This is a genomic window from Salinimicrobium soli, assembly GCF_048323655.1.
Classification (GTDB): domain Bacteria; phylum Bacteroidota; class Bacteroidia; order Flavobacteriales; family Flavobacteriaceae; genus Salinimicrobium; species Salinimicrobium soli.
Genome location: NZ_JBLUWW010000002.1, coordinates 547,780 through 559,989, shown reverse-complemented (window position 1 = coordinate 559,989; position 12,210 = coordinate 547,780). Strand labels below are relative to the sequence as shown.

Here is a 12,210-nt window from a genome sequence, read left to right as displayed (position 1 = left end):
TATAAATATAGCATAATTTTAACCATATATCAGAAAATTAGATAATTACAATTTCACTACGAGTTCTTCCCGGTTCTTTTCAACAGGCTCAACAGCACCTATTACTCCCTTCAAAAAACTGTCGATATCAAATTCAGGATACTCTACCAATCCAAACCGGACTACGACCATGTCGCGCGACGGAATGATAAAAACATGTTGCCCCTGGAACCCATTGGCCGAGTATAGATCTCTGGGTACATTGGGATATATTCCGCCGGCATTGAGCCAGAAATGGGCGCCATACTGGCCGTCAGAATTTGTGGTGGGAATGGCTGAAAATTCTACCCAGGATTCATTGAGGACCTGTTCTCCGTTCCAGTTCCCCTTGCGAAGGTATAGAAGACCAAACTTCGCCCAATCCCGCGGAGTGGCCCAGCCGTAGGAAGAGCCAACGAGGGTCCCTGTAAGATCAGTTTCGATCTGCATGGATCTCATCCCGATCTTATCTATGAGCTCCTCATACCAGAAATTGAGGTATGCAGGATAATCATTGAACTGATTGCGGATAAATTTTGACAGCAGATTAGAGGTGCCCGATGAATAGTTCCAACTGCTTCCCGGCTGCCCCACCAAAGGTTGCTTCAACTGAACTCTCCCCATATCCTCTGCCAAATAGAGCATTTTTGTCACATCTGAGATCTTATAGTAGTCTTCATTCCATTCCAGGCCACTGTTCATTTGCAACAGGTCTCTGAGGGTTATCTGTGAACGTTGATCTCCGTCCCATTCAGCGAAAAGATGGTCTTGCTCGAGGGAGATCCTGCCCTGTTTTTGCAGCACCCCCAGTACTGCATTGGTCACACTCTTGGTCATAGACCAGCCCAATTGTTTGGTTTCGGCTGTAAAACCCGGAGCATATTCCTCAGCAATTAATTGATCCTTGTACAATACCAGCACTGCCCGGGTTCGATTGTACGGTTCAAAAGCCAATTTTACGGAAGCATCCAGGGATTCTTTATTCACCCCGGGAAGATCTGCAGCAAGAGGCTCTCCTTCTCCGTAAGGATAGGGCGCCTCGCCGCTATTAGTAGAGCGTGTGGGAACCACGGTTTTGCGTTCACTGCGATCGCTGCCATAGGGAAGCAGGGTACAACCCGCTCCTTCCCGGTAAACTGCTTTCCGCTTTTTTAAACCAAAGACTGTAGCCGTCGCCGATCTTTCTTCATAATTGACCTCGCTCTTTGCCAGCTTAACAGGCATAAAATCATTGTCTCCGTCTGTTACAGACGCAGGATCCCTTTCAGCCAAAAACGTACAGGAACACATATTCTTGGCTGCAAATCCGGTGATAAGATCCAGCCGCGGATAGTAGATGAAGGCTGTGACAATAAAAGCGATCAATAGCAAGAGCAGGCCGTACTTCAGGATCTTTTTCATATGGTAGAAGGATTAGTATTATAAATATAGGCTTTTGAAATTTATATTGAAGAGGTGGCCTTTTCCCTGCATTGGTGTACAACAAACACCATCTACAAATTTTCTTGACAGTTCATCACCTAATCGATTGTATATAAATATTTTACCTTAATTTAGAAGGACGGGAAAGAAACGTATTTACACTTTAAAAACACAGGAAATGAGCGAGCATCCTTTTACTGAATTCCGGATAGATGAAGCCAATCACAAGATCATTGTAAAAAGGAAATTTTCGGCAGCTGTTCCTGCCGTATGGGCAGCCTGGACCAAAGCCGAACTGCTCGAAAAATGGTGGGCACCCAAACCCTGGACGGCCCGCACCAAAGAAATGCACTTCAGGGAAGGCGGTCACTGGACCTACGGTATGCTGAGTCCAGACGGCGAAGAACACTGGGGAAGGGTGGATTATAAAAAAATAAACAAGGAGGAAAGTTTCCTCGCCCGGGACAGCTTCCTGAAAGAAGACGGCAGCGTGAATCAAGAGCTGCCCGCTTCAGACTGGATCGTGGAATTTCAGCCCAAAGAGTACTCCACCCTGCTACGGGTGGAAAATACGTTCGACAGCAAAGATCATCTCAATGCCATCTTGAAAATGGGCGCGCAGGAAGGCTTTACCGCTGCCCTCAACCAGCTGGACGATCTTTTGGCAGGAGAATCCCATACCGGCGACAGGTTCAGTAACGATTCGGTTTAGAAATTTTAAGGGAAAGATCTCCCCTTTTTCCGTAAATTTAAGTAGCTAACACAGGCAGACATGAAAGAGGAAAAATGGAATGAAGACTCCTGCCTTATCTCGGCCGTTCGCAGGTACCACCTGAAGGAGCAGGGTTACTACCGCGGATTCTCAGAAGAGGAGATCTCTCTTCACTCTGTGGGTCATCGGCTCGCCTTCCAGGTTTGTCTTACAATTTTCACTTTAGGACTGGTGCTTACCAATATTCCTATCCTGGTGGTGGCCGGATTGCTTGCCTTCTTTGGAGTGGTCCTTCCCTGGCACCCGGTAGATTACCTCTATAATTCCGTAATACGGCACTGGCTGGACAGGCCCAAACTTCCTCCCCGCAGTTCACAGGGTAAATTTGCCTGCAGCATCGCCACCGTATGGATCGCCCTGGTCATCTTTTTGTTCGCCACCTCGCATTTTCTTGCAGGATATATTCTGGGCGGAATCATGTTCCTGATCGCTTTTCTCGTGAGCACAACAGACATCTGTATTCCTTCCAAGATCTACAACTATTTATTTCTCCGGAAAAAGATCAGGATCGATGAGCCTTCCGGAAATGTCTTCAGCAGCAGGAACACCCCGGAATAGGAAAAAAAAGTGCTTCTCCTGAACTCGCTTTGTCAGGAATTTTTATGATTCCGGATTTTGCATCTTCACATTTTTTTTAGATTTTGGAGGCTGGTTTTAAGATTTAATTAAGATCAATCAGGCCGTCCCCCATGCTGAAAAAAACCTTCTTATTCCTGCTGCTGTTCAATAGCCTGCAGCTGTTTTCCCAAAGCATCAGCAAAGATTTGCTGCTGGGGAAGCTGCAATATGAGCACGAGGAGAACTTTATAAAGGTGGCCAAAGAACACGCCTCCAAAACCACCTTTTTGAACCGGGAAGTCTACACCGCTTTCGTCAGGATGCATGAGGCCGCAAAGGCAGACGGCATTGAACTGAAGATAGTTTCAGGAGCGCGGAATTTTGAGGCGCAAAAGGCCATCTGGGATTATAAGTGGAAATTATTTGAGGAGCTCGAGCCGCTGGAGCGCAGCAAAAAGATCCTGGAGTTCAGTTCCATGCCCAGTACCTCCCGTCACCACTGGGGCACCGATGTGGACCTGAACAATCTCGAAAACTCCTATTTCGAAGAAGGCAAGGGCAAAGCTGAATATGAATGGCTGCTCAACAATGCCTATAAATTTGGGTTTCACCAGGTGTACACCTCCAAAGAGAGCGGCAGGACCGGCTATGAAGAAGAAAAATGGCACTGGTCTTACCTGCCGCTGGCCGGTACTTACCTGGAGATCTACAACCGCATCATCAACTATGGGGATATCACAGACTTTCAGGGAGCGTACCTGGCGGCCGCCCAAAAAATGATCTCTGCTTATGTCAACGGGATTGCTCCTGCCCCTGTGCCTCCTGCCCGGATTGCCTCACTCTTACAAGAGGACCAGGAAACTCCGGAGTAGATCTCCAAAAATGCCATTTTGGCACAATTTTTTTTACTCCTCATATTCCACTCCTCTATCCCGGAGCCCTCGTATTTTCCCGAAATAGTTCAGGGATTATCTCCTTTTTGAAAGAAACAGTATTAAAAATTAGTTAATGTAGAATGAATAATTAAAACTCTCGTATATTTTTGTTTAAATTTTTAATGAATTATTTAAACAAAATGAAGAGATTTTATTTTCTACTACTAAGCCTACTATTCCTGAATCAGGCTAATGCTCAGGGACCCGATGAAGATCAACTGGGAGCGTGGTATATGTATTTCTACAATACTACTTTCAAAGGATCCAACTGGGGCCTGCAGGGAGATTATCAATACAGGGACTGGCGTGGGCTTGGAGATAGAGAACAGCTATTACTTCGTTCGGGTATTACCTATAGTCCAACGGATTCTGGTGTGAAATTCACCCTGGGTTTTGGAAATATTACATCCGGGCAATATGGTACCGAAATCGATAACCCGATATCTGAAAATCGTATCTACCAGGAAGCATTGTTCTCAAACATAATTCTCAAAAAACTATTGCTCACGCATCGAATCCGCTATGAGCAAAGATGGGTAGAAGACCAGGATCTGAGGACACGATATCGCTATAATCTCTTTGTTAATGTACCATTCAAAGGTACAAGCCTGGATAAAGGAACAAACTATTTCGCATTTTACAATGAGCTGTTCATAAACGGGGAACGGGATATAGGAGATGGACGCAGGGTAGAATTCTTTGACCGGAACAGAACCTATCTGGGTCTTGGTCATGCCATAAACAATAAACTGAGAGTGCAATTGGGATGGATGGAACAAACCTCGGTAAACTGGCAAAAGGGACAATTACAGATCAGTCTGCACCAAAGTTTTTAAAATTTTAACTTCAAAAAATCAGAAAGATGAGAAAGCTTAAATTAACATTGATGGCATTGTCGGCAGTACTGTTTTTAACCTCCTGCCAGGACACCGAAAGATCTGAACCAGTTGCACAGCAAACTGAAAACCCAATGGTCGATGAAAAAATCGTGGGTAGTATTTTGACGGCCGAAGAACAGGCTGGAATGACACCTCAGGAAATTGTGGGTCGTTTACAGAAAGGGAATGAGAATTTCATCAACAATAATCTCACTCAACGTGATCACTCGGAACAGCGAAGAAAAGCGACGATCGGTCAGTTTCCAAAAGCGATTGTGCTGTCTTGTGTGGACAGCAGGGTGCCCGTTGAAGATGTTTTCGATCTGGGGATAGGTGATATTTTCGTAGCAAGAGTGGCAGGAAATATTGACAATGAAGATATAGTTGGTTCCATGGAGTTCGCTACCGCTGTAGCAGGCTCAAAATTAGTCATCGTCATGGGGCACACTGCTTGCGGAGCCGTAAAGTCTACCATTGACCAGGTGGATGCCAAAGCACTTGGAATGGAATCACTGGCAGCACTGATGAATGAGATCGAACCGGCCATAGCGGCAACCGAATTCGAAGGGGAACGTACTTCAGAAAATGCGGAATTTACCAATACGGTGATCACCAATAATGCAATGATGACGGTCGATGATATCAGAAAAGCTTCCCCTACCATGGCGAAAATGGAAGATGAGGGAAAGATCATGATTGTTTCTGCGGTCTATGACATGGCAAGCGGAAAGGTCTCCTTTCTTAAAGAGTAATTCTTCTCCCGGTAAAGAGGATTATCCCATACATTAACTTGTATGGGATTTTTTTTGTCCCTGTAAAAAGGACTTACAGAAAGATCTTCCAAAAATGACATTTTTGGAGCCTCTTCTATTTACGGTTTTCCGTAAATTTCTTTAACAAAATTTTAGTAAATTTAAGGCGTAGGATTTTCTGTTGTTATGCAGAAAAAATTTTGAATACCACAAATAAAGGATGTTATAAAACTCGTTGGAGGCAATTGTTACAAGGAAATGATAAGAAGGAAGAAAATTAATTTTTTTATAGAACGAAAGATTTCAGCTTTTCTATTATGGAGTTTAACGATAATATTTTTATTCATTGCGGTTAAAACCTCGAATGAGGAAATTATTGATATTTTAAAAGATACATCTATAGAAGATTTATTACAACAATTTAGTAGAGGAAATGAATTCTTAAAAAATATATCACTAGGATTTTTAATTAGTTTAATATTTTATTTGATCGTAGTCTATCTACCTGAAAAAAGAAAAAAAGACGACATAGAACCTTTTATTAATAACAAATGTGAATCGATAATTTTTTCGAGTTATGCATTGATAAATGAAATATTAAAAAAATCAGACACTTCATACAAATATCAAACTCTGACAAAATCACAATTTGAAGAAGTATGCAAAAATGTATATCCAAAAGCTCACATTTATAAATTTGCACCATCAATCGATAAAATCACCCAAGGTAATCTTGGATCTAAAATTTACAATGATTGGGCAAGAATAATTAATGAGATCGAAGAAACAGTAAGATTATTACCAAATATAGATTCAGGTATTTTAAAGAGGATTTTCTTGCTTTATAATAATTATTTAAGATACATGGCTAAAGACCTATTAGTCCTTGATAAATTAAAAAACGAAGATTTAAGCGCGTGGTCCGAACCTCTTTATAATTTTTACAAAGAAACCCAGGAACTAAGGGACTATTATGTATTATATTCTAAAAATGACTTCCAAAATGATCCTTGGAAGTAAAAACTGCCACCAACAACATACACCTCAAATAACGGGTCAAATAGAAAAAGTGTAATTTTAGAAACTAAGCAAGAAAATGGTTAATCCGACAAGTCTCCATCGCTAATCCGCCAAATGACGATGACCGATACGTTAGCCCCCATTTAAATGAAATGTGAACTTTGCAAAACGGATAAACCTTTACTTAAAAAAAGTCACATTATACCTGACTTTATGTATGAAGGATTATTTGACGAAAAACATTTTACTTCCTTAGTTAAGCTTGATGAATTGAGGATCATCGGCAAAAAACCTACAGGGTTTTATGATAAAAATATATTGTGTAAAAAATGTGATAACGAAATCATTGGACAGCACGAATCCTACGCAAGTAAAATTTTACATGGTGGAAAATTCTCAGAAAGATTAAAATATAAAATTACAAGCTTTTCCAAGGATCAAGGGGCTGGCAAATTGAGTGTTGAAAATATAGATTATAAAAAATTCAAGCTTTTTTTATTGTCTATGCTTTGGAAAGGACATATTTCAAAAAATGAATTTTTTAAAAGTATCAACTTGGGTCAAAAGTATAGCGAAGAAATTAGAAAAATGCTTCTAAATGAGGATCCAGGAAAAGAAACTGATTTTGAAACAATGATTGTTATGTATAGCAAAGATTTTCTACCAGCGAAAATGCTTATTCCTCCTAGAAAAGTTAGAATGTCAAATACTATTTGTTACTTAATCCATATTCAAGGAGTGAGCTTTTTATATAAAGTTTCTTCTGGACATAGATTGGAGTCATTTGAAAATTCGAAATTAAGAGAAGACAATTCAGCTCAATTTTATGTTTTAGAAGGTGAAATTGCGCGTAGTTTTTATAACTCTCTGACTGGTGTGCCTGCTTAATAAAAACAACTTCCAATAATATTAAAACAATTCCTGCAACCTCTCCCTACTATACCTTCCACTTAACAAACATGAAAATATCATCTAACCTCCCCCTGTTGCTCTTAGTAGCAACTATGCTCTTCGGCTGCTCCTCTGATGACTGCATGAAGACCATTACCATTCCTCAATTCTATTACGTCAACAATCAATCCTACAGTTATAACATTAGGCAGGAGGTACCCTGTGACATGCCTGACCTGGTAGATGCCAAACTCATTGAGCCGGTCGAGCTGGAGAATTTCTCTTATGAGGTGCTGCTTTTTAAATTTACACCCGATACCGGGAACAACACCTCCAGGCTGCAAATTGAGATAAAGCTGAACAATCCCAACAATTTTGCGGTAACCGGAGTGCCTGTTCTCACCCTTAATATAAACGGACTGGAAACATCCGGTGCTTATGCCAGGTATGCTTCAGAACCCTGTTATGAGATCGCTGCAGGCTCCAGTTGTACCTACACTTTTGACATGGAGGAGTCACTCGACGTCGGCGTAAAGTCCATTGAGTTTGTCGACGCTAAATACCTCCTGGTCAACCAGGGCTAAGCTCTCAAAAATGCCATTTTTGGAACCTTTTTTTGTCACGAATGAATCCTCCTCAAAAAATAATTTTAGAAGACAGTTTTGTAACCCACCAAAAGATCCACCTGTTAGGGCTGGCGAGTCCTATTCCGATTTTCCTGGCCGAACTCAGTTACAGGGAGCTGAACTGGAAGGGTGATCTGCTCGTTTATTTCCTCATTGGCCTCTTTACAGGAGTTGTGTTCCTGGCTTTTTCGAAGAAAGGATTTATTAAAAGCGACGGAAAACTCTACAAGGCGAAGTTCTTTAGGGGCAGGGTATTGCACAGGAAAAAGATCAGTTTGCAAGACCGGCCGGTGGTTTCCATACTAAAGTTCAGGAGGAGCCGAAAGTACGCCTGGTTTAGCGCTGCAAAACCCGACCTGGGTTATGATTTTAATTCCTTTGAGATCTATATCCTAAACGACCGGCATATAAAACGTGACCTGTTGATGCGGTTTTCTTCGGAAGAGACCGCGACAGCAGCGCTGGAGTTTTTAAGCAGCGGACTTGACCTGAAACCTGAAGTGTACAGCCCAAATTTTGGTTATCCTGTCAGGCGATGATGGAAGTCAATATTTTTCACTTCTAATGAAAACTTTAATGATGAAAATGATAAACAAATTACTCCCCTTACTTATTCCGGGACTATTGATGAGTTGTAATCAGAAGGCGGAACAGAATTTTAGAGAATTAAAAGCTGTTAAACCCGGAATGACCATTAATCAGGTGAGGGAATTAATGAGTAATAATCCCGATAAAATTGAGCAGGCTTATTGGGATTCTACGCAATTTGTTTATTCCTACAAATCACCACCTGCAGCTGCTGATCGTTATCAAATAATTTTCACTGAAAAGGACAGTACAGTTGTAAAAGTTAATCTGGCGGAATAAATAAAGAAAATAAGTATCTTCACTATACAAAGATCCGGTTTAGCGCCGGTTTCCCCCCTCACCCCCACTTGTTACCTGTAGTACTATTTTAAATAAATATAGCTCATGAAAAGAATGCAATACAGCCAGGTCATTAACGCCCCGGCCAAGAAGGTTTACGATACCATGCTGGGTATTAGCAATATCAAGACCTACCAGCAATGGACGGCTGAGTTCAATCCGACCTCAACCTATGAGGGAAGTTGGGAAAAGGGATCAAAGATCTATTTTATCGGGACGGATGAAAACGGTAGACGCGGCGGCATGGTTTCTGAAATTGCAGACAATATTCCAAATCAATTCGTTTCCATCAGGCATTACGGAACGCTGGACGGGGAAAAGGAAATTACTGAAGGGCCGGAAGTTGAAAAATGGGCCGGCGGAATGGAAAATTATTCCTTCGAAGAGAAAAACGGGGTAACGACGGTGACGGTAGAAAACGATGTTCACGGAGATTACCTTGACTACTTTAATAATACCTGGCCAATGGCCTTAAAGAAGCTCAAGCAGCTTTCAGAACAATAGCACATGACCAAAGGCCTGATATATCAGCTCTCAAAGATGCCATTTTTGACTAAGGAATAGAATTTAAAGGAGTATTCAGTAACCGGAGTGCCTGTTCTCACCCTTAATATAAACGGACTGGAAACATCCGGTGCTTATGCCAGGTATGCTTCAGAACCCTGTTATGAGATCGCTACAGGTTCCAGTTGTATCTACACTTTTGATATGCAGGAGTCACTCGACGTGGGCGTACATTCCATTGAGTTTGTCGACGCTAAATACCTTCTGGTCAACCAGGACTAAGCTCTCAAAAATGCCATTTTTGGAACCTTTTTTGGCTGGCGGCAATAATAAAAACCCCAAACATGTATAAAATAAATGCTTAGGGTTTTTTAAAATTTCTTGGGGGAGGTTCTCCCCCCTTTGTTCCTAAAGCCAGGTTGAAAATTCTCAAAAATTAAGATAGGTCTCCACCTGGAACATTTGTGTTCAAAGCATCAGGTTTTGAATCATTTGAACAGGATCGTGGTATGTACATTCTCATTACCCACCACAACACTGTTATGCTCAAACGAACGACCGTCTTGCAATTCTCCACGAGAAACAATGCTGTGCATTCCAGGCCGGCCGTTTTGAGGAAATTGTATCACATCCATTTGATAACTGGCGTAACCAATTAGAAGTGATGAAAAGTCATTCAGGTCTTCAATTGTCAATACACCATCCATAACTGCCGTCTCAAACTCAGATAGTCCTACAAAATAAATAGGTACAGAACCAAGTCCGCGGTGTTGGGCCTTGACAGGATTTAATGGATTTGATGGATCGCGCAACCAAACCGTGCCTTCTATGGTAAGGGGACACATAAAAACAGCCGGGATGTTGGGCGCTGAAAGGAGATTGTAGTCACCTGGTAGTGCGTCACAGGTTGGTTCACGCACGAAGGTGATAACCACCCACTCCCCATCGGTTCGGGTTGCTCCAAAATCTGTCATACCAAGGCTCAAGCCTGAGGCGTAAAGTGGCGGGCCGGGATTATCTCCGGAAGGGAATGTCTGCTTAACAAGGCCATTCCCATGAGAGCTCATCGCTGCTGCTTCGAATTGAGCTTCTGCGTCATAAGACACCTCTTCCTCAATAATTGGATCACTTGAGCATCCCATTAACATCGCCAGACCAATGAAAGCAATGGCAGTTAAGAATGCTTGTTTAATGCCTTGTGGTCTACAGGCATTTCGGTTCGTGGTCAAGAGGTCAACTCTTTCTTTTCGGTTTCCGGTAAGTGTTTTCATACATTAATGATTTTTTCGCACCCCCTTAACAAATACAGGCGATACCGCGTTAATAATTGACTATCAGTAAGTTACAAAATTAACCCCGGTTATAGTTACAAAAGTTCACAAAAGAATAGAGATATCGACTTTCTTACCGAAGAAGAAAAACACATGATTCTCTATGAAAATGCCAAAGGATTCCTTGGTATTTAACCTTAAACTCATTGGCTGGACCTAAAGACCCTGTGCCTACTAAGAAGTAACATTCCTCAAACATCCTTATTCAGATCATGAACAGGAGGACCCCAACAGTTGTTGCTTCAAAAAAGTAGTTTGAACTGTTTTTCATAAAACTTCTTTAAGTTCATACAGGCAACGGGATTTTAAATTAATTTCGGGCCTTTATTTTCAGAAAATGTTACAAAAAGCATATACGGCTTACGTGGGTTCCTTTCAGGACCTTAGACGGGAAGTTTGGCTGCTGGCATTGATCACCTTGATCAACAGGGCGGGAACCATGGTTATTCCCTTTCTTTCGCTTTACCTAACCGAGAACCGGAATTTTTCCCTGGAAGAAGTTGGATGGATCCTCAGCTGTTTCGGACTAGGATCGGTGGCCGGTTCCTGGCTGGGCGGCAAATTGGTGGACAGGATCGGTCACTATAAGACGATGACCTTAAGCCTAATGGTATCAGGTGTGTTCTTTATCTTTTTACAATTTCCCACCTCTTTTTGGGGAATTTGTGCCGGGATCTTCATGGTCATGTTGGTAGCCGATGCCTTTCGACCCGCGGTTTTTGTCGCGATAAACGCCTACAGTAAACCTGAAAACAGGACGCGTTCTATTACCCTAATCAGGCTTGCTATTAACCTGGGGTTTTCCGCAGGTCCGGCTTTGGGAGGTCTCATCATTGCCGGCGCCGGCTACAGTGGCCTTTTTTGGGTAGACGGGATAACTTGTGTTTTAGCCGGGTTTCTGTTGCTATGGCTCTTACATCCCAAAAAAGCCATTGAAAATCCGAAGGAGATCACCCTCTTTCCAAAAGCTGTTATGCAAGACAAACCGTTCCTGGTCTTTTTAGGAGCGATGGTCTTATTTGGCTTTGTTTTCCTTCAGTACTTTTCGACCATGCCGCTCTTTTATGCCCGGATACATGCTTTAACCGAATTTGAAATAGGAGTGCTCCTGGGATTGAACGGCTTTTTGATCTTCCTTTTCGAGATGCCGCTCATCAAGTACCTGGAAGCAAAAAACCGTTCCCCCCTCGCCCATGTCATAACGGGAAGTATTCTTGTTGCCATAAGTTTTCTGCTTATCAATCTCACAGGATGGGCAGGCGTCCTGGTGGTAGGAATGCTGTTCTTAAGTCTCGGGGAAATGATTGCCTTTCCTTTTTCAAACAGCTTTGCACTTAAAAGAGCCGAAGGAGGAAAACAGGGTTCTTACATGGCCCTGTATAGTATTGCTTTTTCAATTGGTCATATTTTTGGCCATAATTCAGGGATGCAATTGATCAATAAGTTTGGCTATACCCTTACCTGGAATGTTATGATCTTTCTAAGCCTGGTTTCCTGCGGACTAATTGTGTATACCATGGCAATGGTTAAAAAAGAAAATGGGACTCCTTTAATGGAATTATCACAGTCGAAATAG

At 42.1% G+C, this 12,210-nt stretch carries 15 protein-coding genes; 13 read left to right on the top strand and 2 right to left on the bottom strand.

Annotated elements, in window-relative coordinates:
• Positions 1-45: 45 nt before the first annotated feature.
• Positions 46-1,419 carry a serine hydrolase domain-containing protein gene (locus tag ACNORC_RS08040; RefSeq protein ID WP_418335107.1) on the bottom strand — a complete coding sequence of 458 codons (1,374 nt, stop codon included), beginning with the start codon at positions 1,417-1,419 and terminating at the stop codon, positions 46-48.
• A 199-nt stretch (positions 1,420-1,618) separates the two neighbouring features.
• Here ACNORC_RS08040 and ACNORC_RS08035 point away from each other — a divergent pair, with 199 nt between their 5' ends.
• From ACNORC_RS08035 to ACNORC_RS07980, 12 genes are all read left to right on the top strand, one after another.
• A complete protein-coding gene (locus ACNORC_RS08035) occupies positions 1,619-2,152 on the top strand; it encodes an SRPBCC family protein (RefSeq protein ID WP_418335106.1) in 534 nt (177 codons plus the stop codon).
• A gap of 60 nt (positions 2,153-2,212) precedes the next feature.
• Positions 2,213-2,770, top strand: a complete 558-nt coding sequence (locus ACNORC_RS08030) for a DUF4395 family protein (RefSeq protein ID WP_418335105.1) — start codon at positions 2,213-2,215, stop codon at positions 2,768-2,770.
• A gap of 131 nt (positions 2,771-2,901) precedes the next feature.
• On the top strand, positions 2,902-3,642 hold the full coding sequence (locus ACNORC_RS08025; protein WP_418335104.1) for a M15 family metallopeptidase: 741 nt from the start codon (positions 2,902-2,904) through the stop codon (positions 3,640-3,642).
• A 203-nt stretch (positions 3,643-3,845) separates the two neighbouring features.
• Complete coding sequence (locus tag ACNORC_RS08020) at positions 3,846-4,541, top strand: DUF2490 domain-containing protein (RefSeq protein WP_418335103.1); 696 nt, start codon at positions 3,846-3,848, stop codon at positions 4,539-4,541.
• A gap of 26 nt (positions 4,542-4,567) precedes the next feature.
• Positions 4,568-5,335: a carbonic anhydrase family protein gene (locus ACNORC_RS08015; RefSeq protein ID WP_418335102.1), complete on the top strand. Its 768-nt coding sequence runs from the start codon at positions 4,568-4,570 to the stop codon at positions 5,333-5,335.
• Positions 5,336-5,593: 258 nt separating this feature from the next.
• Positions 5,594-6,355, top strand: coding sequence for a hypothetical protein (locus ACNORC_RS08010; RefSeq protein WP_418335101.1), 762 nt, complete (start codon positions 5,594-5,596; stop codon positions 6,353-6,355).
• 147 nt (positions 6,356-6,502) lie between these two features.
• On the top strand, positions 6,503-7,243 hold the full coding sequence (locus ACNORC_RS08005; protein WP_418335100.1) for a hypothetical protein: 741 nt from the start codon (positions 6,503-6,505) through the stop codon (positions 7,241-7,243).
• Between the two features lie 71 nt (positions 7,244-7,314).
• Complete coding sequence (locus ACNORC_RS08000) at positions 7,315-7,830, top strand: hypothetical protein (RefSeq protein ID WP_418335099.1); 516 nt, start codon at positions 7,315-7,317, stop codon at positions 7,828-7,830.
• 41 nt (positions 7,831-7,871) lie between these two features.
• Entirely contained in the window at positions 7,872-8,411 is a 540-nt protein-coding gene (locus ACNORC_RS07995; RefSeq protein ID WP_418335098.1) for a hypothetical protein, read from the top strand.
• Positions 8,412-8,451: 40 nt separating this feature from the next.
• Positions 8,452-8,739, top strand: coding sequence for a hypothetical protein (locus tag ACNORC_RS07990; protein ID WP_418335097.1), 288 nt, complete (start codon positions 8,452-8,454; stop codon positions 8,737-8,739).
• 105 nt (positions 8,740-8,844) lie between these two features.
• On the top strand, positions 8,845-9,303 hold the full coding sequence (locus ACNORC_RS07985; protein ID WP_418335096.1) for an SRPBCC family protein: 459 nt from the start codon (positions 8,845-8,847) through the stop codon (positions 9,301-9,303).
• An 87-nt stretch (positions 9,304-9,390) separates the two neighbouring features.
• Positions 9,391-9,585, top strand: coding sequence for a hypothetical protein (locus ACNORC_RS07980; RefSeq protein WP_418335095.1), 195 nt, complete (start codon positions 9,391-9,393; stop codon positions 9,583-9,585).
• 206 nt (positions 9,586-9,791) lie between these two features.
• Here the strand turns inward: ACNORC_RS07980 and ACNORC_RS07975 are convergent, their stop codons facing one another.
• Entirely contained in the window at positions 9,792-10,574 is a 783-nt protein-coding gene (locus tag ACNORC_RS07975) for a hypothetical protein (RefSeq protein WP_418335094.1), read from the bottom strand.
• Positions 10,575-10,971: 397 nt separating this feature from the next.
• Here ACNORC_RS07975 and ACNORC_RS07970 point away from each other — a divergent pair, with 397 nt between their 5' ends.
• The gene (locus ACNORC_RS07970) at positions 10,972-12,210 is read left to right on the top strand and encodes an MDR family MFS transporter (protein WP_418335093.1); all 1,239 of its coding nucleotides are present in this window, start codon (positions 10,972-10,974) and stop codon (positions 12,208-12,210) included.